Source organism: Stenotrophomonas sp. JAI102, assembly GCF_013409105.1.
GTDB lineage: Bacteria > Pseudomonadota > Gammaproteobacteria > Xanthomonadales > Xanthomonadaceae > Stenotrophomonas > Stenotrophomonas maltophilia_AA.
Genome location: NZ_JACCCI010000002.1, coordinates 566,356 through 586,896, shown reverse-complemented (window position 1 = coordinate 586,896; position 20,541 = coordinate 566,356). Strand labels below are relative to the sequence as shown.

Below are 20,541 nucleotides of genomic sequence, written 5' to 3'. Positions count from 1 at the left end.
ATCGCCGATCACTGCCCGTCGCGGGACAGCCCGACGCGGTGGCCGCGCATCGAATAGAACAGGATGTACAGGTAGCAGGGCACCATCAGGCCGGCGAACACCCACTGGAAGTCGAAGTGCTGCTTGAGCACGGCAAACAGCTGGGGAATGATCGCGCCACCGGCGATGGCCATCACCAACAGGGCCGAACCGGTCTCGGTGAAACGGCCCAGGCCGCGGATCGCCAGCGGGAAGATCGCCGGCCACATCATCGCGTTGGCAAAGCCCAGCGCGGCCACGAAGCCCACCGAGACATAGCCGTGGGTCAGCAGCGCGCCGATGCAGAACAGCACGCCCAGCACGGCGGAAATGCTCAGGTAGCGCGACTGCGAGACCAGGTGCGGGATCAGCGCCAGACCGGCGAGATAGCCGATCAGCATTGCCCCCAGGGTGATCGACGTGAACATCTTGGTCTGGTCCAGCGGCAGGTTGAAGCTATGCCCGTAGGTACCGATCGCATCACCAGCCATCACTTCCACGCCGACATAGACGAACAGGCACAGCACGCCCAGCCACAGGTGCGGGAACTGGAAGATGCTGGTGCGCTCGGCCACCCCCGGCGCGCGGGCCGGCGTGGCGTTGGCCTCGGAGGTCTTCAATTCGGGCAGCGGCGAGAACAGCACGCCCACCGCCAGCACCACCAACAGCCCGGCCATGGCCATGTAGGGCAGCTGGATCTTGGCCGCGAAATCGTTGAGCAGCACCGTTTTGGCGGCGGCGTCGGCGACCTTCACCTGCGCATCCAGATCGCCGATGCCGTGCAGCACCAGGGTGCCGATCAGCACCGGGGCGAGCATCCCGGCGATCTTGTTGCAGATGCCCATCAGCGCGATGCGCCGGGCGGCGGTCTCGATCGGGCCGAGGATGCTGATGTACGGGTTGACCGCCGTCTGCAGCAGGGCCAGCCCGCTGCCGATGATGAACAGGCCGCTGAGCGCACCCGGGTACCAGCGCTGCTGGGCGAAGTGGGCGAACACCACCGCGCCGGCCGCCATCACCAGCAGGCTCAGGCTCAGGCCTTTCTTCATGCCGGTGCGCTTGAGGATCCACGAGGCCGGCAGCGCCAGGAAGAAATACGACAGGTAGAAGACCATCAGCACCAGGAAGGCACCGACCTCGTCCAGCTCGAAGGCGAGCTTGACGAAGGTGATCAACGGGCCGTTGAGCCAGGTGAAGAAGCCGATCAGGAAGAACAGCACGCCGATGATCAGGATCGAGGTGAGCACGCTCGAACGCGCGGAGGCAGCAGGCACGGCAGACATCAGGGAGGCTCCTGCATCGACGGCGCCGGAGCGGCGTCGGAAGAGTGGCTGGGAACAACGTTGTCACATTTATTCGTTGCGGCCGCCGGGTTTGTCAACAACTGGTTCACGCCGCCCCCGCGCATTTTCCTTTGCTGCACCTGCGCAATCTGGCGGCAACGCTCGCGGCGGGCGGGGCGGAGCCCGTATTCACGGCAGTTTGCAAAAACATGACGGCGCCGTGATGAAAACGTTTTCGCGCGCAAACCCACGTTGCGACGCAACATCGAAAGTCTGAGGTTATCGTTGACATCGTTGTCAGAACGATTACAGACTCCGCCTCAATCGCCGGGTCCGCCCTGGCCACGCCCAACCGATGGAGTCCGTGTGACCAACGCCGCCCACGCTGTTCCGGCCCATGCCCCGCCCGCCGCGATGCCGCCGTTCCTGGCCGCCGACGTGGGTGGTACGCATGTCCGGGTTGGCCGGGTCCAGGCCAGTGCCGATCCGGCCCATCCGGTCGAACTGCTGGACTACCGCAAGTTCCGCAATGCGGATTACGCCGGCCTCAGCGCGATCCTCTCCGACTTCCTGGCCGATGGCCCGCGCCCGACGCATTGCGTGGTCGCCACCGCCGGCTATGCCCGCGACGACGGCACGGTGATCACCGCCAACCTGCCCTGGCCGCTGTCGGCGCGGCAGATCGAGCGGGAGGTCGGCCTGGACCAGGTCTACATCGTCAATGACTTCGAGGCCGTGGCCTATGCCGCCGCCCAGGTCGATGCCAGCGGCGTGCTCCAGCTGACCGGCCCGGCCACCGCCCCGCGCGGCCCGACCCTGGTGGTCGGCCCGGGCACCGGGCTCGGCGCGGCCGTGTGGATCCCGACCGCACATGGCGCGGTGGTCCTGGCTACCGAAGCCGGCCAGCCCACCCTGGCCACCACCACCGAACTGGAGATGGCGATCGTCCGGCAGATGCTGCGCGAGCGCTCGCATGTCTCGGTCGAGCAGGCGCTGTCCGGCCCCGGCCTGATGAATCTGTATCGCGCCCTGTGCGCGTTGAACGGCCAGGCGCCGACGCTGACCACCCCCGATGCGGTCACCGCCGCCGCGATGGCCGGCCACGACCCGCTCGCGCGGCAGAGCCTGGACGTGTTCTGCGGCCTGCTCGGCAGCACTATCGGCGACATGGCACTGCAGTACGGGGTCACCGGCGGGGTCTACCTGGCCGGCGGCATCCTGCCGCAGATCCGCGACTTCCTGTTGAACAGCACGTTCGTCGAGCGGTACCTCAACAAGGGACCGATGCGCGAGGCGCTGGAACGCATTCCCGTGAAGGTGGTCGAGCACGGGCAGCTGGGCGTCATCGGCGCCGCCAGCTGGTACCTCGGCCGCTCGGACACCTGATCTGCCGCGGCGCCGGGATCGGCGCTGCGGACAACGCACCACGCAGTACGTAGCACCCAAGGCGCACCGGACAACAGGCGCGCGGCACAGTCGTACCAGACACAAGCAAACAGACGCCGTCGCCGGCGACCATCGAGTGATGAGGAGAGACATCATGAACACCCGCAAGACCCTGCTTTCCGCAGCCATCGTCAGCTGCCTGGCCTTCAGCGCCCACGCGCAGCAAGCCCCCGCCTCCACGCCGGCCGCAACCGACCTGGACACCATCCAGGTCACCGGCATCCGCGGTTCGATGGAGAAGTCGCTCGATACCAAGCGCGAAGCGAATGCGCGCCTGGAAGTGGTCACCGCCGAAGACGTGGGCAAGCTGCCCGCGCACAACGTCGCCGATACCCTGCAGCGCGTGCCCGGCGTGAACATCAGCTCGTCCAGCGCCGATGAAGGCGGCTTCGACGAAGCCGACCGTGTCAGCCTGCGCGGCACCAGCCCGAGCCTGACCCAGACCCTCATCAACGGGCACAGCGTCGGCTCGGCCGACTGGTTCGTGCTCAGCCAGGGCAACAACGTCGGCCGCAGCGTCAGCTATTCGCTGCTGCCGTCCGAGCTGGTCAGCTCGGTGGAAGTGAACAAGTCCTCGCAGGCCAAGCTGCAGGACGGCGGCACCACCGGTACCGTCAACATCATCACCCGTACCCCGCTGCAGTTCGCCAAGCAGTTCACGGCCGAAGCATCGATCGGCGCCGTGCGCTCGGACCAGGCCGACTCGACCGATCCGCAGTACTCGGCCCTGTTCAACTACAAGAATGACGCCAACACCTTCGGCGTGCTGGTGCAGGGCTTCTACCAGGAGCGCGAACTGCGCCGTGAAGCGCAGGAAATCCCGGGCGGCTTCTTCGCGCTCAAGGCGACCGATCCGGTCGTGGCAGGCATCCCCGATCCGGCCAATCCGGGCCAGTTCCTGCAGGCGCCGCGTCCGGACCTGGAAGGCCTGTCCATTCCCGGCCTGCTGGGTTCGACCCTGTTCGAGCAGACCCGCAAGCGCAAGGGTGGCATGGTCACCGTGCAGTGGAAGCCGATCGACACGCTGACCCTGGGTCTGAGCGGCTTCACCTCCGAACTGGAAGCGAACAACTACAACCGCAACTTCATGATGTTCGGCAGCGGCTTCGGCCGCACCCAGGCCCCGGACCCGGGTTACACCGTGGTGGATGGCGTGATCACCAACGCGACGTACACCGGCGTGCCCGGTACGAACTACGGCGTGTACGACATGATCTACCGCGAGGCCACCGCCAAGAGCAGCTACGTCACCTTCGACGCGGACTGGCAGATCAACGACAACCTCAACGCGAAGTTCCAGGCCGGCACCACCAAGGGCACCGGCGAAACCCCGCGTCAGTTCATCGCCGAAGTCACCGTCGGCCAGGGTGGCGGCGCGTCTTACGCCAGCCACGGCGCCGGCTCCCCGGTCGACTGGAACATCGGTGGCGACATCAGCGAAGCAGGCGTCAGCAGCTTCGGCACCTGGGGCAACCAGCTGGTCAAGGCAGAGGACAAGGAAGACTGGGCGTCGCTGGATTTCAACCAGTACTTCAGCAACGGTGGCACGCTGAGCTCGATCGACTTCGGCCTGCGCTTCGCCGACCACGAACGTGAAGCCCTGTCGCCGGAAGGCGCCAGCCCGGGCGACATCTGGTCCGCACTGCGCGGCAGCGCCACCGGGCAGTACCCGGGCAACTTCGCCAGCAGCGTGGGCGGCACCTTCCCGCGCAACATCTGGTACTACACCCCGGATGCGCTGCAGAACGCCATCGTCAACAACTCGACCTGGCTGGCGGGCAACGACGGTCCCGACGGCCGCCACAACTACGGTGCCGAGTGGAAGGTGAAGGAAAAGAACTTCGCCGGTTACGTGCAGGCCAACTTCACCGGTGACTGGTGGAGCGGCAACATCGGCCTGCGCTACGTCAACATCAAGCAGGACATCGACACCTACCTGGCCGTCAGCGATCCGGCCCGCGCCGACGTGCGCAGCCTGTTCGGCATGTGGCAGCGCCAGGCCTTCGAGAACAAGCACGACCGCGTGCTGCCGAGCGCCAACATCAAGTTCGACCTGGACGATGACCTGGTGCTGCGCGTGGCCGCGTCGCAGACCCAGACGCTGCCGGACTACTCGGCACTGGGTGCGTCCTCGTGGGGTTCGGATCTGAACAAGACCGGCGGCGGCGGCAACCCCGATCTGAAGCCGACCCTGTCCAGCAACCTGGATGCCAACCTGGAGTGGTACTTCATGCCGCGCGGCCTGTTGTCGCTGGGCGCCTACCATATGCGCCTGAAGGACTACATCGCCTTCGACGTGGTCCAGCGCCAGCTCTTCAGCGAACTGACCAACCAGCTTGAAACCTACGACATCTCCACCCCGATCAATGCCGATGGGCAGGTCACCGGCGTGGAAGTGGCCTACGAGCAGCCGATCGGCGAGTACTTCGGCGTCAATGCCAACTACACCTACGCCAATGGCAAGACCAACCACACCTGGGCCGACGGCACCAACAACCTGCTGGGCACCTCGAAGAACACCTACAACGTGGGTGCCTACTTCGAGAACGAACGCTTCGGCGCACGCGTCAGCTACACGCGCCGTTCCTCGTTCCTGATCAGCCTGTCCGGCACCAACCCGTACTACCAGGACGACTTCGGCACCCTGTCGGCGTCGCTGAGCTACAAGGCGACCGACTGGCTGAGCATCAGCCTGGATGGCCTGAACCTCAACAACCCGACCTACAAGTACTACCAGAGCGCGTTGATCCCGACCTCGTTCTACTCCAACGGCCGCCAGTACTATCTGAACTTCCGCTTCAAGTACTGATCGCCGCGGTAACACGCTGCACACCTCAAACGGGCCCGGATCTCCGGGCCCGTTTCACAGGTGGAACCCGATTCGCTACAAAGGAATGACCCGATGCACACCCGCACCCGTCGTACCTCGCTGTCGCTGCTGTCCTTCGCACTGGCACTCTCCCTCGCACCGCTGGCCCAGGCCGCCGACGCACAGGCAACGGATGGCCCGAAGGCTCTGGCCGGTTCGCTGATGCTGATCCCCGCACCGGCGAAGGCCGAACGCCTCGCCGGCGCCGGCTACGCGGTGACGGCGGCCACGCCGGTCCGTGCACAGGCTCAGGCCGCGCAGCGCGTCGCCACGCAGTTCGCCACCCTGCTGCGCGACAGCGGTGGCCCGGCGGTAACGGTGGGCGAAGGACGCGGCAAGGACGGCATCCGCTTCGTGCTGGACGCCACGCTCAAGACCGGTGCCGAAGGCTACCAGCTGCGATCGGACGCGCGCGGCGCGACCGTGCAGGCCGCCACCGAGGCCGGCCTGTTCTACGGTGCGGCCACGCTCTCGCAGCTGCTTACCGGCGGCAGCGATGGGATGCTTCCGGCGCTGCGCATCGATGATGCCCCCCGTTTCAGCTGGCGCGGCCTGATGCTCGATTCGGCCCGCCACTTCCAGAGCCTCGACGAGATCAAGCAGGTCCTCGATGCGATGGCCGAGCAGAAGCTCAACACCTTCCATTGGCATCTCACCGATGACCAGGGCTGGCGCATGGAGATCAAGCGCTACCCGAAACTGACCGGCGTCGGCAGCTGCCGCATTCCGGCCGGCGACGGTGGCCGCGATCCGGTCACCGGCGCCGAGCGTCCCTACTGCGGGTTCTACACCCAGGAACAGATCCGCGAGGTGATCGCGTATGCGGCCGCGCGCCATATCCAGGTCATTCCCGAGATCGACGTGCCCGGCCATGCCACCGCAGCGATCGCGGCCTACCCGGAGCTCGGCACGATCGACACCCCGCTCAAGCCGCTGAGCGAATGGGGCGTGTTCCCCAACCTGTTCAACACCGACGACAGCACCCTCGAATTCCTTGAGAACGTGTTGGAAGAAGTCATCGCGTTGTTCCCGGCCAGGTACGTGCACGTGGGGGGCGACGAAGCAGTCAAGGACCAGTGGGAGGCGTCCGCGCGGGTGCAGGCACGCATGCGCGAGGTGGGCGCCGGCGATGAGATGGAAATGCAGAGCCACATCATCAAGCGCCTGGAAACCTTCCTGGAAAAGCACGACCGACGCCTGATCGGCTGGGATGAAATCCTCGAAGGCGGGTTGCCGCCGGAAGCCACGGTGATGTCCTGGCGCGGCACGGAAGGCGGCCTGAAGGCGGCCAGCGAAGGTCACGACGTGGTGATGTCGCCGGTGACCGACATGTACATGGATTACCTGCAGACCAATTCGGAGAACGAGCCGCCGGGCCGCCCGGCGACGATTCCGCTGGCGCGCGTATACGGCTTCGAGCCGGTGCCGGACGCGCTGGCCAAGGACAAGCAGCACCACATCCTCGGCCTGCAGGCCAACATGTTCACCGAGCACACGCGCAGCTACACACGCCTGCAGCACAACCTGTTCCCGCGCCTGGCTGCCGTGGCCGAGACCGGCTGGTCGCCGCGCGAGCGTCGTGATTACGCCGATTTCCTGGCACGCCTGCCGGCGCAGCTGCAGCGCTACCAGGCGATGGGCATCGCGTATGCAAAGACCCCGTTCCAGGTGGAACTGGACAGCCATGACGATCGCGCTGCCGGCACCGCGACGCTCGCACTGCGCAATCCGCTCGGCTACGACATCCACTACAGCGTGGATGGTAGTGCCGTCACCGCCCGGTCGCCGCGCTACACCGCCCCGCTGCAGCAGCCGCTGCCGGTGGCGTTGCAGGCCGCGACGTTCTTCAACGGCCAGGCATTGGCCAAGGCCGCCAGCCGCTTCGATATCACCGCCACCTCGCTGCTGTCGCGGACCGACGAGCATCTGGCGCAGTGCCCGGGCGAAGGCCAGCTGCTGCTGCGCCTGGAAGATGATGGCCCGGCCGACGGCGAGCGTGCGATCTTCAACGTCGACATCTTCAACCCGTGCTGGCTGTGGAAGGATGCCGATGTGGACGGCATTGCCAGCGTCCGCATCCGCGCCGGACAGATCCCGTATTACTTCCAGTTGGCCCACGACGAGCCCAGCCGTCGCTTCGCACCCAAGCGCAGCGCACACGGGGAAATGGACATCCTCGGCGGCCAGTGCGATGGCAGGCCGCTGGCCAGCGTGACGCTGCCGGCCGCGCCGGGTGCCGATGGGTTCATCACACTGGAGGCGGCGCTGCCGCGTTCGCTCAAGGGCACGCAGAATCTGTGCGTGCGCTTCACCGGCGACACCCGGCCGACGATGTGGGTGCTGGATGAGATGACGCTGCAGCCGCGGTAACGCCGCAGCCACAAACGAAACGAAGGAGGTAGTGCCGGCCGCTGGCCGGCACCTCATGAATCCGACATCGCCAGGTTGCCGGCCAGCGGCCGGCACTACCTGTCATGCATCGTCCGGGCGGCAGTACCCGTCATGCGTCGTCCGGGCAGCAGTACCCGTCATGCATCACCTGCGTCGCAGACGTCACCCGCGCAGGCGAAGCAGCAGGTCGCGCAGCGGCGTGAACACGATCGCCATGCCGGCGAGCACGCCGACGCTGTTGGCCAGCGCATCCATTGGATCGGCCAAGCGGTTGACGGTCAAAGCGCCCTGCGCGAACTCGATGCCGATGCCCAGCGCGACCAGGCCGACCGCGGCCCAGACCAGGGCCGCGCGGCGCCGGTAGATCTGCACGGCCGATGCGGCCAGCAGGAAATACGCGAGGAAGTGCTCGACCTTGTCGCTGTTCTCCGGCAACGGAATCGACGGCGGCGGGATCAGGCAGACCACGAGGGTGCCCAGTACCGCCAGCCACCACAGCGCCAGCCAGAATCGCGGCCAGCGCAATGGCTTCAACAGCGTTGTCGCCGTCACCTTACAGACGCCAGGTCAGATCGCCGAGCCCGAACGCCGCTTCGAAATCGACATCACGCTGGAAGCCCATCACCTGGAAACGCTCGCCCATCTCGGTCGGCAGCGTCAGCTTTTTCACCTGGTCGCGCAGCCGCACGCGACCGATCTCGTCGGTACGCGCGTCGGCCTTTTCCAGCAGCGCATCGAGCCCGTTGCCGAGCAGGAAACTGGCCTGGGTGCAGTACCCGGCCAGCTCGAAACCGGCGCCGGTGCCCGACTCGGCCAACGCGGTGAAATCCACCGACGCGGTCAGGTCCTGCAGGCCCGGCCAACGGTACAGGTCGTTGTGCACGTGGTGGCGATAGAACGCACGCACGGTGCCCTCGTCGCGGTCGTCCTGGTAGTACTCGTTGCGCGGGTAGCCGTAGTCGACGAACAGCATCGCACCGCGCTGCAGGCCGCCGGCGATCGCCTGGATCCAGTACGGCAGCTGCGGCAGCAGTTCGGAGCGGTAACCATCGGCGAAGGGCTTCTCGCGGTAATGCTCGACGTGGCGGACCGCCGCCGTGAGCATCGCATCGGCCGGCTGCGCGCCGCGCACGAAGGCACCGTCGGCATCCAGCTCCACGGTTTCTTCATAGACCATGCCGTCGCGGGCGAGGAAGCGCGGCGTCGGCAGCGCGTCGATCACTTCGTTGGCGAAGACCATGCCGTCCCAGTCGTCATCGAACGGGCGGTCCAGCCATTCCACCAGGGCGAACACCGGCGGGATCAGCGCCTTCTCCAGGCGCTCGCGCTGGCGCTCGCGCAGGTCCGCGCTGGGCTCCAGGATCGCGTAGCGCTCAGGCAGCGCGTCCAGTTCCAGCATGCGCTTGAGCAGCACTTCGGCGAAGGCGCCGCTGCCGCCACCGACTTCCATGAACCGCGCTTCGGGGCCGAGCTGCTGCATCACCGGGGCGATCGCGTTGGCCAGGGTCGCGGCGAACAGCGCACCGATTTCCGGCGAGGTGGTGAAGTCGCCGGCCGCGCCGAACTTGCTGGCACCGGCGCTGTAGTAGCCCCAGCCGGGCGCGTACAGGCTCAGCTCCATGAAGCGGGAGAACGGCATCGCGCCGCCGTTGGCGAGGATTTCAGCGCGCAGCGCCGCAGCCAGCTCGTCGCTGTGGGCCAGGGCGTCGGATTCGGGGAGGGGCAGTGGGGAATGCATGGCGCGGGCGATTGCGGTGACAATGCACAGCATAGCCTGAGCAGGGAGTACCCCCGATGACCGATACCGCGCCCGTGGCGCTGATCACCGGCAGTGCGCGCCGGATCGGCGCGGCCATCGCCCGCCAGTTCCACGCCTGTGGCTGGTCGGTGGTGCTGCACGCCCACACCTCGACCACCGAGCTGCAGCAGATGGCCTTCGACATGGACATGCTGCGCCCGGGCAGCGTGCTGGCCCTGCAGGCCGATCTGCGCGACGCCGAGGCCCTGCCCGACCTGGTCGACCAGACCGTGGCCCAGTTCGGCCGGCTGGACACCCTGGTCAACAACGCCTCGAACTTCTACCCGACCCTGCTCGGCCAGATCACCGCCGCGCAGTGGGACGACCTGTTCGCGGTCAACGCACGCGCGCCCCTGCTGCTGGCCCAGGCCGCGGCGCCGCACCTGCGCCGCCAGCAGGGCAGCATCGTCAACCTGACCGACCTGCACGGCACCCAGCCGATGCGCGACCACCCGGTGTACGCCGCGGCCAAGGCCGCGCTGGAGATGGTCACCCGCTCGCTGGCGCTGGAGCTGGCGCCCAAGGTACGGGTCAATGCGGTCGCGCCGGGGGCGATCCTGTGGCCCGAACAGGGCAAGGATGACTTCGCGCAGCAGGCGCTGCTGGCACGCACGCCGCTGGCACGCACCGGCACGGTGGAGGAGATCGCCGAGGCGGTGTACTGGCTGGCCACCGATGCCGCGTTCGTCACCGGGCACACCCTGCGCGTGGATGGTGGGCGGACGTTGTCGTAAACGCCGGTTGGACCGCACGCCGGGTAGTGCCGGCCGCTGGCCGGCTCTCCATGAACCGGGCAGTGTCGGAGTGCCGGCCAGCGGCCGGCACCACCCGTGCATTGATCAGCCGGGCAGCAGGTCCATCGTGTCGAACGGCTCGCCGAACTGCCGATGCGCGCGCCACAGCGCATCCAGGGTCAGCCCGCTGACCGGATCGCGGAAGTCCGGCGCGATGTCGGCCAGCGGCTTGAGCACGAAAGCGTGCTTGAGCTCCGGGCGCGGGATGCGCAGGTGGCCGGGGCCTTCCACGATCAGATCGCCGTAGAACACCACGTCGATGTCCAGGGTGCGGTCGCTGAAGCGCGGGCCGCTGCGGTCGCGGCCATGGGCATCCTCCAGCGCATGCAGCCAGTCATCCAGCGTCTGCAGCGGCAGATCGGTCTGGATCGCCACCGCGTTGTTGAGGAAATCCGGGCCATCAAAGCCCACCGCGGCGGTGCGGTAGGCCGGCGAGACGGCGATCGCGCCGAAGCGCGCGCGCAGGGCCTCCACCGCGGCGTGAAGATGCTGTTGCGGCTGCAGGTTGCTGCCCAGGCTCAGGAGCGCAGTGATCATGGTATTCAGCGTACGTGGGGCGACTCCACACGGGGGCAACGGGGCCAGCGCATAGAATCGGGGTGCACATCATAGGACACCGACATGACCTATTGCGTCGGCATCGAGGTGGACGAAGGCCTGGTCTTCGCCGCCGACACCCGTACCAACGCGTCGCTGGACGACGTGCGCGTGCACCGCAAGCTGCACGAGTTCGAGTTTCCCGGTGAAGCGGCCTTCGTCATCATGGCCGCCGGCAACCTGGCGACGACCCAGCTGCTGATCTCGCGGCTGCGGCGCGACGTGGAGGAGCAGCGGCCCGAGAACCTGCGCGCTTACCGCCATCTGTTCGAAGTGGCCGAATACGTGGGCCGCGTGCTGCTCGACAGCCAGGTCAAATCCAGCACGCATGAGGCCGGGCAGGATGGCATCGTGACCCAGGCCACGCTGATCCTGGGCGGCCAGATCAGCGGCGAGCACCCCGGCCTGTATATGATCTACCCGCTCGGCAATGCCATCGCGGCATCGCCGGAAACCCCCTTCCTGCAGATCGGCGAGTCCAAGTATGGCAAGCCCATCCTGGACCGGATCCTGCGCCCGCAGACCCGGCTGGAAGACGCTGCGCGCACGGCGATCGTGTCGTTGGACTCGACCATCCGCTCCAATCTGTCGGTCGGGCTGCCGGTCGACCTGGTGCTGATCCGCAGGGATGACCTGCGCATCACCCAGCGCATGCGCCTGGCCGGCGACAGTCCGCTGTACGCGGAGATCCACGGCAATTGGTCTTTCAGGCTCGAACAGGCCGTGGCCAGCCTCCCACGGTTTCCGTGGGAGACCTGATCAGGCGGTTTCCAGCGCCTCGGCGACCGAACGGAACACCTGCTGCATTTCCAGTGGTTTGCGCAGCACGTGCACGTTGATGCCCGGCGGGAACACCGCCAGCGGCACGGTGACGTCGGCTTCTTCCAGCACCAGCGCCGGGCCGTGATAGCCCAGCGAGGCCATTTCGCCGAGCAGGTGGCTGGCCGAGAGCAGCTTGGAGCCCGCATCGGCGATCACCAGCGCGGGCATGCTCTCCTGCTGCATCCAGCGCAGCGCGGCAGCGCCATCGGAGGCCAGCTGCAGGTGATAGCCCTGGCTGGACAGCGCATTGCCCAGCAACGACAGCCGCGTGGCCTCGCCATCGACCACCAGGATCGACTGCCCCGTACCGGCGGTGATCGGCCCATCGACCGCTTCGGCCGCATCGACGATCACCTGCATCGGCAGCAGGACATCGAAGCGCGTCCCGACGCCCGGGGTGCTGTCGACCTGGATGGTCCCGTGCGCGCCTTCGATGATGCGCTTGCAGGAAATCAGGCCGAGCCCGGTGCCGGTCGCCTTGGTGGTGAAGAACGGATTGAACAGGTTCGACAGCGTCTGCGCGTCCATGCCGATGCCTTCGTCGGACACCGTGATGCGCAGCCAGTCATCGCCATGGGTATCGGCGGCCGCCGCAGCGCGCAGGGTCAGCCGGCCACCGTCGGGCATCGCCTGGATGGCATTCAGGGACAGATTGAGCAGCACCTGCTGCAGCTCGGTGTAATTGGCATCCACCGCCAGCCCGTCGGCCACCTCCAGGTGCAGGGTGACCTTGGCCGGCAGGTTGCTGCGCAGGAGCAGCTCCACGCCTTCGAACAGGTGGGCCAGGCAGATGTGCTCGCTCGGCTTGCGCGAACCGCGCACGAAGGACAGCATCGACTCGGCCATCTCGTGGCCGCGGCGGCCGCACTCGGCGATGATGTCGGCCAGATGGTGCAGCTGCGGGTCGTCGGTGCGCGCCTTGAGCAGGTCCGGCATGATCAGCAGCGGCTGCAGGATGTTGCGCAGGTCATGGCTCAGCCCGGCCGCCAGCAGCGACAGGCTTTCCAGCCGTTGCGCGCGCATCAGCTCGGCTTCCACCCGCTGGCGGTCGATCGCGCTGCGCGCTTCGCGTACCGCGCGCGCCACCGCCGAGGGCAGGCGCGCCGGCTGGTGCTTGATGATGTAGTCGTTGGCACCCTGGTGCAGGGCGGCCACGGCGTTTTCCTCACCCATCGTGCCGGACACGAAGATGAAGGGCACGTCCGGCAAGGCGGCGCGTACGATCTGCAGCGCTTCATTGCCGGAAAAGCCGGGCATGCTCAGGTCCGACAGCACGATGTCCGGCGCGGCGCGCTCCAGCGCTTCGCGCAGTTCCTGCGCGCTCTCGACCCGCTCGAAACTGGCCTCCAGGCCAGCGTCGAGCATCTGCTCGCACATCAGTTCGGCGTCTTCCGGCGAATCCTCGATCAGCAGGATCCGCAGGGCACCCAACGCAGGGCCGGTGAGCGGCATGGGCTTACTCGACCTCCGGTGCCTGGTTGATCAGACCCCAGAACTTGCCCAGGGTCTGCACCGCACCAAAGAACTGGTCCACGTCCACCGGCTTGACCACGTAGGCGTTCACGCCCATGTCCCAGCTGCGCGCCAGGTCGCTTTCTTCGCGCGAGGAAGACAGGATCACCACCGGCAGCCGCTTGAGCTCTTCGGTGTTGCGGATTTCCTTGAGCACTTCCAGGCCATCCATGCGCGGCATCTTGATGTCCAGCAGCAGCACCGCCGGCAGGCCTTCCTCGCGGTTGGCGAAGGCGCCACGGCGCAGCAGGTAGTCCATCGCTTCCACGCCGTCTTCGACGTGCACGATCGGATTGGCCAGGCGGGCTTCCTTCAAGGCGTCGATGGCCATCTCGGCATCGGCGGGGCTGTCCTCGGCGAGGAGGATGGTGCGGAGAGCGGTCATGCGGCGGAGCCCTTGTTGATTGCGTCGAGCGCGGGTGGAAGAACGAAGTGGAACGTGGCGCCCTGATCGACCGCCGACTCGGCCCAGATGCGGCCGCCGTGCCGGGTCAACACCCGGCGGACGCTGGCCAGGCCGATGCCCGTACCCGGGTAGTCGCTGGCCTTGTGCAGGCGTTGGAACACCCCGAACAGCTTGCCGGCGTAGGCCATGTCGAACCCGGCGCCGTTGTCGCGCACGGTGAACAGATGGCTGCCGTCAGGCTGGAGTTTGTAGTCGACCTCGATCCGGGCCGGCTCGCGGTTGGAAGAATACTTGATCGCATTGCCGAGCAGATTCAGCCAGACCTGCCGCATCATGTTTTCATCGGAAACGATGATCGGCAGCGGTGCGATCTTCCAGTCGACATGGTGCGCTACGCCGGTACTTTCGGACTCGCTCTGCTGGTTGGCATCGAGCATCGCGCGGGTGTCGGCGACCAGCGACTGCATGTCCACGGCCTGCAGGCGCATCGCCGCCCGGCCCAGGCGCGAATAGACCAGCAGATCGTCGATCAGGGCGGCCATGCGCTTGGCCGAATTGGAGATCACGCCCAGGTAGTGCAGCGATTTTTCATCCGCGCCCTCGCCCAGGTGGCGGGTCAGCTTGTCCGAGAAACCGGCCACGTGGCGCAGCGGCGCGCGCAGATCATGCGATACCGAATAACTGAACGCTTCCAGCTCGCGGTTGACCTCGGAGACCTGCTCGACCTTGCCTTCCAGCTGACGATTCAGTTCTTCCACGCGCAGCTGCACGGCGCGCTGGACGGTGACATCGCTGACGGTCATCAGCACCACTTCGTCATCCTTGTCCGGCAGCGGCATGCGCCGCGCGTTGATCAGCATGATCCGCACCACGTCATCGGCGGTGCGCTGCTCGTGCTCGTAATCCCACAGCTCGCGGCCGCGCAGCAGCACGTCGGTCAGGCGCTGGCGGACCACCGCATCGGCCCAGGCACCGTCGCCGATGCTGTCCAGCGGCAGCCCTTCGGCCGGGGCCTCTTCGTCCAGGCCGTACAGCTCGCCGAAGGCCGGGTTGTGCATCTGCACGCGCAGCGCGCGGTCGAGCAGCACGATCGGTTCGCGCACCGTGTGCAGCACCGAGGCCGCACGCTCGGCCGCACGCAGCGAGGCACGTTCCGCGCTGAGGCGGTGGCGGATCTGCCGCTGCAGCAGCCACAGCACCAGGCCAAGCAGCAGCAGCTGCACGATCAGTGCCGACCAGGAGACGAGCTCGCCCTGGCGCTGCTGCGCGGCGAACAGCTCCGAGCGCTTGGCGAGCAGTTGCTCTTCGGTAGCCTGCAGTTCCTCGACCAGGCGGCGGATCGGATAGCGGGTGGTCAGGTCGGCCACCAGCTGCCGCTGATCGGCGTCGGGCGCGGAACGGGCCAGCTGCTTGGCCAGTTCCATGCGGCGTTCAAGCATCGACTGGATGCGACCGATCCGGATCAGCTGATCGGGATTGTCGCGGGTCAGTTCGGCCAGCCGGGCCAACCGCCCGGGAATATCATCGGCCTGCGCCAGCCGCTCGCGCAGACCCGGCGCGTCGATGCCCTTGGACATCGTCAACGCAGCGGATTCAACATCGCGTACGTCGGCCTGCAGCTGATAGACGGCCACACCGACATCCTGGGTGTGGGTGACCCAGTTCATCGCGTCGAGGTTGTCGTTGGCCAGTTTGCGCAGGGTGAGCCACGGCACCACGATGATGGCGACCGCCGCCAATGCCAGGGCCGGCAGACGCCAGCGGTCCCAGATTTGATCACTGAACACCAGCGCCATAGTCCCTCTTCAGCTCGATGCCAAGACCGGCCGTGCCCAGCACCGGAATGTCCGGGCCGCGCACCGCGCCGACGATGGCGAAGCGCTGAATATACTCCACCCCTTTGTGAATACGCAGGCAATCACCTGTCTGAACGCGCCTCGCCCGTCAGACGCAGGCCTAGCCAAATGGTCCGCGGCGGCCGTATCGCGGGGTTCGCGCTGGCCAGACGGAGGGAGAAGAAACAAAAAAAAGCGCGCCCGAAGGCGCGCCCTGTTCAACGTTACGGCTGGGCTCAGCGCTTGGCGGCGGCTGCGGCAACCTTCAGGCCAGCGGCGTCGACGCGCTTGACGCCCTTGATCTGCTGGGTCACGCGGACGGCCTTGTCATGCTCGGCCTGGCTGGCCACGGTGCCGGTGAGGGTGACCACGCCATTGACGGTCTCCACCTTCACTTCGGTACCCGGGACGTTCTTGCTGGTCAGCAGGTCGGTCTTGACCTTGGTGGTGATCCAGCTGTCGGTGACCGGCTCGGCCGAATCGTGCGTATCGGCATGGGTCATCGCGGCATGATCGGTGCTCTTCGGCGGATCCTTGGCCATCGCGGACGAGGTGCCCAGCACCATGCCCAGGGCCAGCGAAGCAGCAAGCAGATTACGGGTCGTGTTGGTCATGTTCGAATTCCTTTGCGGATGTGGGACCCAGTGTCCGTGCAGGGCCGTGGAGGGGACGTGCGCACCACATAACGTCGCCGTGAACCGCTCAGCTTGCTGCCGAACCGTTCAGATTTCCGCCCCGCGCGCGCAGCCGTTACGCTGTCCTGCCCCGTTATGTTGGAGCGCACCATGGCCGCCGTACTTCAGGTGGGACTGATCGGCTACGGCCTGGCGGGCAGCGTGTTCCATGCGCCATTGATCCTGCACACGCCGGGCCTGGCCCTGCACAGCATCGCCAGTTCGCAGCGTGATCGGTTGCTGCGCAGCTTCACCGATGTGCGTCTGTGCGACGACCCGCAGCAGCTGTTCGATGATCCCGCGGTCGACGCCGTCGTCATCGCCACGCCCAACGATGCGCACGCACCGCTGGCGCGCGCCGCGCTGGCCGCGGGCAAACACGTGCTGGTGGACAAGCCGTTCGCGCTCTCGGTGGCGGAAGCCGAGGCAGTGGTGCAGGCCGCGCGGGAGGCCGACCGTGTCGTCACCGTCTTCCAGAACCGTCGCCACGATGCCGACTTCCTCACCCTGAAGCAGGTGCTCGCCGAAGGCCGCGTCGGCCGCGTCGCCGAATGCCATTCCCACTTCGACCGGTTCCGCCCACAGGTGCGTGACCGCTGGCGCGAGAGCGACGCCCCCGGCAGCGGCCTGTGGATGGATCTCGGCCCCCATCTGCTCGACCAGATGCTGCAGCTGTTCGGCTGGCCCGACGCGATCAGCGCCGACCTGATGGCGCAGCGCGAGCACGCGCTCGGCAACGACTACTTCCACGCGGTGCTGCACTACCCGCGCCACCGGGCGATCCTGCATGCCGGTTCGCTGGTCGCCGCCTCCAGCCCACGCTTCATCGTGCATGGCGATGCCGGCAGCTACCTCAAGGACGGGCTGGACGTGCAGGAAGATCAACTGCGCCGCGGTGTCGCGCCGGGTGCGCCGGGCTGGGGGCTGGACCCGCAGCATGGCCACCTGGTGCGGGTCGATGCGGACGGACACAGCCAGCGCAGCACCGTGGACAACGTGCCCGGCGATTACCGCGCGTTCTACGCGGCCTTCCGCGACGCGATGCTGGGTACGGGCGAAGCGCCGGTCAGCACCGCGCAGGCGCTGCAGCTGATGCGCCTGCTGGAAGCGGGCGCGGAGAGCGCACGCAGCGGGCGGCGGGTGACGCTGTGAGTCGGTCCCGCCCGCCCAGGTAGATCCACGCCCTGCGTGGATGCGGGCCGGACGATCACGTTCCGTCGGCCCGCATCGGCCCGCATCGGTCGGCCTCAGGTCGACTTGATCGCGTGGCCGCCGAACTCGTTGCGCATCGCCGCCAGCAGGCGATCGCTGAAGGAGTTCTTCTCGCGCGAGCGCAGCCGCTCAAGCAGGGACAGGGTGATCACCGGGGCCGACACGTCCAGGTCGATCGCTTCAGCGACGGTCCAGCGGCCTTCGCCGGAGTCATCGACATGGGGCGCGATGCCGTCCAGTTGCGGGTTGCGGCCCAGCGCATCGGCGCTGAGATCGAGCAGCCACGAACGCACCACGCTGCCGTGCTGCCAGGCCTTGGCCACCTGCGCCAGATCGAGGTTGAACCCGGTCTTGTGCTGCATCAGCGCGAACCCTTCCGCGTAGGCCTGCATCATCCCGTACTCGATGCCGTTGTGGACCATCTTGCAGAAGTGCCCTGCCCCGCTCGGGCCGACATGCGCCCAGCCGCGGTCTTCACCCGGTGCCAGCGTGCGGAAGATCGCACCGATCCGTTCGACCGCGGCCTTGTCACCGCCGATCATCAGGCTGTAGCCCTCCTGCAGGCCCCACACGCCGCCGCTGGTGCCGCAGTCGATATAGGTCACGTCTTCGCCCTGCAGCTGTTCGCTGCGGCGCATGGAGTCTTTGTAGTACGAGTTGCCGCCGTCGATCACCACGTCGCCTTCGGACAGATGCGGCGAGAGCGAGGCCAGCGTCTGGTCGACCACGCCGGCCGGCACCATCAACCACACCACGCGCGGCACCGGCAGCGCGGCAAGCGTATCGGCGATCGAGGCGCTGACCTCGAAACCACGCGCGGCCGCCGCGGTGCGTGCGGCCTCACCGGGATCGACCCCGATCACGCGATGACCGCCGCGATGCAGGCGCTCGGCCATGTTGGCGCCCATGCGGCCCAGTCCAATCATTGCAATATCCATAACTCACCTTTGCTCAGCTTGCGAATACGGTTGTGTAACGGGAGAGACCGGCGCGGCCGCGCACTGCTGCAGTTGTGCGTCGATCCAGCGCCGGTACAACGTGGTGTGCAGGTTGTGCAGCCCCAGCTCGATCGCGAACGGCGTACGCGGATTGCGGTCGAGCAGGCGCGCGATGTGATATCCGATAGGACGTATACCGCGTGGATGCACGTAAATCAGGAACCCCTGGTAGAACGGATCGTCCAGCAATGCGTCCAGTTCCTTCAGCAGCGGTTGCTGCGCGGCCGGCACTTCACGCCGCCAGATCGGATCACGCTCGATCAGCAGGCGCTCGAATCGGCGCGGGCCCGGGCCCGGCATGCGCTGGGCCAATGACCAGATGCGCCGGTTGATCCGGTCGTAGTACGCGAAGCCGTCGTGCTCGCGCAGCGCGCGCGCCGCCGCATCACTGACATCGACCACCACGAAGTTCTCGGCCTGGTTGTTGATGTCGTCCAGGTAAGCGCGGTCGAACACGTGCTCGATGAAGCCGGGGGCCCCGACGAACGCCTGCCGCCCGCGTTGGGCGGTCTTCGTTGCCTTCCCATCGGCGAGGAACGCACCGGCGTGCCGGCCGAGCAGGACGCTGTCGGTCTCGTGCAGGGTCAGGAAGGTGCCGATGGACAGCTCTTCAGCCGAGAACGCGCGATCGAACGCGGCATCGCCGTACAGCTCGCGCTGGGTCGCCAGCTGCGCGACCTGGCGGCCGACCCCGCACTCCGCGCGCACGCGGCCGTCGTAGAAGGTCTGCAGTGCCGCACTGTTGGCCTCGGCCGGCTGATAGCCGCGGCCGAAGCTGCGGAAGCGCGCCCAGCCCTTGGCCTGCGCACCGCCGGCGCCGAAGCCGATCCAGCCCAGCTGCAGCGCCGAGAAGCGGAACCCCTCGTTGTCCTGCAACGCCGTGGTGGCGCGGCGGGTGGCAGCGCCGAGCTTGAACGCATAGGCGCAGACCGTGGCCGGATCTTCGAACAAGGTGGGCAGCCAGGCCTGCCGCTGCGCCTCCGACCATTGACGCGGCAGCTGCACGCGCAGGTCGCCGTCCGCCTGCGCCTGGCGCAGGTCGGCGCGCTCGCAGACCGGTCCGCCCTGCACCATCGGTGCCTCGATATCAGCGGCGCTGATCCGCCAGCCCAGCTCTTCCAGCACGTGCTGCGCGCAGGACGCCGCACTCCACGCGCTGGCCGCGGGGATCAGTCCCAGCAGCGCGCCGAGCACACAGCGGTGCCAGCGCCGCGATCCTGCTGCCATGGCCTGCCGCACCCCCGCCCGCTCAGCGCAGCGATGCCGGGGTATCGCTCACCACCGTGATGGGCGGCGTCTCCACCGCTGCAGCGGGCGCCGCGGGCGGCGCGGCGGCCGGCGGCGGCTCGGGCACGGCGGCGGCCGGCAGGTACTGCTGCAGACGCTCGAAGAAGCGGCGGTAGAAGGTGGCGTCCTGCACAGTGCTGCTGGCCACTTTCACCAGCGAGTCGTCGTTGCTGCCGAACGGCAGCGAGACCGAGCCCAGCGCACCCACGCCGACACTGGCCGAGGTCGGGCTCTTCTTCAATGCGTAGCGGTCCTGCACGGCGCTGACGAAGACCAGCGCCTGGTCGCCGCGCGGCGCACAGGAAATCCGCAGCACCAGCTGCTCGTGCTCCTCATCCTTGGGCTGGAAGTTCTTGTTGCCCTCCACCGCGTCATCGCCGGCGCGGGCGATCGCATAGCCCTGGCTGAGCAGGGTGCGTCGGGCGGCTTCGCAGGCCTGGGCCGGCGGGCCGGGGACGGTGCGCGAGTAGGTGTCGCCGGAGTCGAAGGACTCCCGGATCAGGGTACTGTCGGCGGCGCGGCCGCCACAGGCGGTCAACGCGGCGAACACCGCCAGCAGCGGGATCGAACGTACACGACGAAAGCGCATGGCCGCTCCT

17 protein-coding genes are annotated in these 20,541 nt (G+C 67.4%); 6 read left to right on the top strand and 11 right to left on the bottom strand.

Translation table 11 applies throughout. From position 1 onward, the window contains the following. Positions 1 to 8 precede the first annotated feature (8 nt). Positions 9 to 1,301: a sugar MFS transporter gene (locus HDC96_RS11275; RefSeq protein ID WP_179460054.1), complete on the bottom strand. Its 1,293-nt coding sequence runs from the start codon at positions 1,299 to 1,301 to the stop codon at positions 9 to 11. 414 nt (positions 1,302 to 1,715) lie between these two features. Here HDC96_RS11275 and HDC96_RS11270 point away from each other — a divergent pair, with 414 nt between their 5' ends. From HDC96_RS11270 to HDC96_RS11260, 3 genes are all read left to right on the top strand, one after another. Beyond that, positions 1,716 to 2,687 carry a glucokinase family protein gene (locus tag HDC96_RS11270; protein ID WP_176988483.1) on the top strand — a complete coding sequence of 324 codons (972 nt, stop codon included), beginning with the start codon at positions 1,716 to 1,718 and terminating at the stop codon, positions 2,685 to 2,687. A gap of 154 nt (positions 2,688 to 2,841) precedes the next feature. Beyond that, positions 2,842 to 5,556 (top strand): TonB-dependent receptor, encoded by a 2,715-nt coding sequence (locus HDC96_RS11265; protein ID WP_179460053.1) that lies wholly within the window; start codon positions 2,842 to 2,844, stop codon positions 5,554 to 5,556. A gap of 93 nt (positions 5,557 to 5,649) precedes the next feature. Beyond that, entirely contained in the window at positions 5,650 to 7,986 is a 2,337-nt protein-coding gene (locus HDC96_RS11260) for a family 20 glycosylhydrolase (RefSeq protein WP_179460052.1), read from the top strand. Between the two features lie 183 nt (positions 7,987 to 8,169). On the opposite strand, the gene HDC96_RS11255 is transcribed toward HDC96_RS11260, so the two are convergent. Next, positions 8,170 to 8,544, bottom strand: coding sequence for a VanZ family protein (locus tag HDC96_RS11255; RefSeq protein ID WP_218842196.1), 375 nt, complete (start codon positions 8,542 to 8,544; stop codon positions 8,170 to 8,172). A 16-nt stretch (positions 8,545 to 8,560) separates the two neighbouring features. Next, positions 8,561 to 9,745 (bottom strand): class I SAM-dependent methyltransferase, encoded by a 1,185-nt coding sequence (locus tag HDC96_RS11250; RefSeq protein WP_257018695.1) that lies wholly within the window; start codon positions 9,743 to 9,745, stop codon positions 8,561 to 8,563. Between the two features lie 56 nt (positions 9,746 to 9,801). Between HDC96_RS11250 and HDC96_RS11245 the strand changes: the two genes are divergently transcribed. After that, on the top strand, positions 9,802 to 10,539 hold the full coding sequence (locus tag HDC96_RS11245) for a pteridine reductase (protein ID WP_179460049.1): 738 nt from the start codon (positions 9,802 to 9,804) through the stop codon (positions 10,537 to 10,539). A gap of 105 nt (positions 10,540 to 10,644) precedes the next feature. Here HDC96_RS11245 and folK read toward each other — a convergent pair whose 3' ends face one another. Further along, positions 10,645 to 11,136, bottom strand: coding sequence for a 2-amino-4-hydroxy-6-hydroxymethyldihydropteridine diphosphokinase (gene folK, locus HDC96_RS11240; RefSeq protein WP_176988185.1), 492 nt, complete (start codon positions 11,134 to 11,136; stop codon positions 10,645 to 10,647). Between the two features lie 84 nt (positions 11,137 to 11,220). Here folK and HDC96_RS11235 point away from each other — a divergent pair, with 84 nt between their 5' ends. Next, a complete protein-coding gene (locus HDC96_RS11235; protein ID WP_179460048.1) occupies positions 11,221 to 11,955 on the top strand; it encodes a 20S proteasome subunit A/B in 735 nt (244 codons plus the stop codon). On the opposite strand, the gene HDC96_RS11230 is transcribed toward HDC96_RS11235, so the two are convergent. The 4 genes from HDC96_RS11230 to HDC96_RS11215 form a co-directional block, all read right to left on the bottom strand. Then, positions 11,956 to 13,470 carry an ATP-binding protein gene (locus tag HDC96_RS11230; RefSeq protein WP_179460047.1) on the bottom strand — a complete coding sequence of 505 codons (1,515 nt, stop codon included), beginning with the start codon at positions 13,468 to 13,470 and terminating at the stop codon, positions 11,956 to 11,958. Positions 13,471 to 13,474: 4 nt separating this feature from the next. Further along, positions 13,475 to 13,915: a response regulator gene (locus tag HDC96_RS11225; protein ID WP_176988183.1), complete on the bottom strand. Its 441-nt coding sequence runs from the start codon at positions 13,913 to 13,915 to the stop codon at positions 13,475 to 13,477. After that, positions 13,912 to 15,732, bottom strand: coding sequence for an ATP-binding protein (locus HDC96_RS11220; RefSeq protein WP_179460046.1), 1,821 nt, complete (start codon positions 15,730 to 15,732; stop codon positions 13,912 to 13,914). Before HDC96_RS11220 ends, HDC96_RS11225 begins: the two co-directional genes overlap by 4 nt. Positions 15,733 to 16,007: 275 nt before the next feature. Beyond that, on the bottom strand, positions 16,008 to 16,385 hold the full coding sequence (locus HDC96_RS11215) for a BON domain-containing protein (RefSeq protein WP_179460045.1): 378 nt from the start codon (positions 16,383 to 16,385) through the stop codon (positions 16,008 to 16,010). A 171-nt stretch (positions 16,386 to 16,556) separates the two neighbouring features. On the opposite strand from HDC96_RS11215, the gene HDC96_RS11210 reads away from it, so the two are divergent. Next, on the top strand, positions 16,557 to 17,597 hold the full coding sequence (locus HDC96_RS11210) for an oxidoreductase (protein WP_179460044.1): 1,041 nt from the start codon (positions 16,557 to 16,559) through the stop codon (positions 17,595 to 17,597). A gap of 95 nt (positions 17,598 to 17,692) precedes the next feature. Here the strand turns inward: HDC96_RS11210 and gnd are convergent, their stop codons facing one another. The 3 genes from gnd to HDC96_RS11195 are packed head-to-tail and all read right to left on the bottom strand — an operon-like array spanning position 17,693 to position 20,531. Continuing rightward, positions 17,693 to 18,595 carry a phosphogluconate dehydrogenase (NAD(+)-dependent, decarboxylating) gene (gnd, locus tag HDC96_RS11205; RefSeq protein ID WP_179460043.1) on the bottom strand — a complete coding sequence of 301 codons (903 nt, stop codon included), beginning with the start codon at positions 18,593 to 18,595 and terminating at the stop codon, positions 17,693 to 17,695. Positions 18,596 to 18,598: 3 nt separating this feature from the next. Beyond that, positions 18,599 to 19,882 carry a hypothetical protein gene (locus tag HDC96_RS11200; protein ID WP_179460042.1) on the bottom strand — a complete coding sequence of 428 codons (1,284 nt, stop codon included), beginning with the start codon at positions 19,880 to 19,882 and terminating at the stop codon, positions 18,599 to 18,601. Positions 19,883 to 19,904: 22 nt separating this feature from the next. Then, positions 19,905 to 20,531 (bottom strand): DUF2242 domain-containing protein, encoded by a 627-nt coding sequence (locus tag HDC96_RS11195; RefSeq protein ID WP_179460041.1) that lies wholly within the window; start codon positions 20,529 to 20,531, stop codon positions 19,905 to 19,907. Positions 20,532 to 20,541 lie beyond the last annotated feature (10 nt).

Bases quoted from the DNA above. Each gene is read 5' to 3' on its own strand.
- HDC96_RS11275 (WP_179460054.1), bottom strand. From the start codon at position 1,301: ATGTCTGCCGTGCCTGCTGCCTCCGCGCGTTCGAGCGTGCTCACCTCG.
- HDC96_RS11270 (WP_176988483.1), top strand. From the start codon at position 1,716: ATGCCGCCGTTCCTGGCCGCCGACGTGGGTGGTACGCATGTCCGGGTT.
- HDC96_RS11265 (WP_179460053.1), top strand. From the start codon at position 2,842: ATGAACACCCGCAAGACCCTGCTTTCCGCAGCCATCGTCAGCTGCCTG.
- HDC96_RS11260 (WP_179460052.1), top strand. From the start codon at position 5,650: ATGCACACCCGCACCCGTCGTACCTCGCTGTCGCTGCTGTCCTTCGCA.
- HDC96_RS11250 (WP_257018695.1), bottom strand. From the start codon at position 9,745: ATGCATTCCCCACTGCCCCTCCCCGAATCCGACGCCCTGGCCCACAGC.
- HDC96_RS11245 (WP_179460049.1), top strand. From the start codon at position 9,802: ATGACCGATACCGCGCCCGTGGCGCTGATCACCGGCAGTGCGCGCCGG.
- folK (WP_176988185.1), bottom strand. From the start codon at position 11,136: ATGATCACTGCGCTCCTGAGCCTGGGCAGCAACCTGCAGCCGCAACAG.
- HDC96_RS11235 (WP_179460048.1), top strand. From the start codon at position 11,221: ATGACCTATTGCGTCGGCATCGAGGTGGACGAAGGCCTGGTCTTCGCC.
- HDC96_RS11230 (WP_179460047.1), bottom strand. From the start codon at position 13,470: ATGCCGCTCACCGGCCCTGCGTTGGGTGCCCTGCGGATCCTGCTGATC.
- HDC96_RS11225 (WP_176988183.1), bottom strand. From the start codon at position 13,915: ATGACCGCTCTCCGCACCATCCTCCTCGCCGAGGACAGCCCCGCCGAT.
- HDC96_RS11220 (WP_179460046.1), bottom strand. From the start codon at position 15,732: ATGGCGCTGGTGTTCAGTGATCAAATCTGGGACCGCTGGCGTCTGCCG.
- HDC96_RS11215 (WP_179460045.1), bottom strand. From the start codon at position 16,385: ATGACCAACACGACCCGTAATCTGCTTGCTGCTTCGCTGGCCCTGGGC.
- HDC96_RS11210 (WP_179460044.1), top strand. From the start codon at position 16,557: ATGGCCGCCGTACTTCAGGTGGGACTGATCGGCTACGGCCTGGCGGGC.
- gnd (WP_179460043.1), bottom strand. From the start codon at position 18,595: ATGGATATTGCAATGATTGGACTGGGCCGCATGGGCGCCAACATGGCC.
- HDC96_RS11200 (WP_179460042.1), bottom strand. From the start codon at position 19,882: ATGGCAGCAGGATCGCGGCGCTGGCACCGCTGTGTGCTCGGCGCGCTG.
- HDC96_RS11195 (WP_179460041.1), bottom strand. From the start codon at position 20,531: ATGCGCTTTCGTCGTGTACGTTCGATCCCGCTGCTGGCGGTGTTCGCC.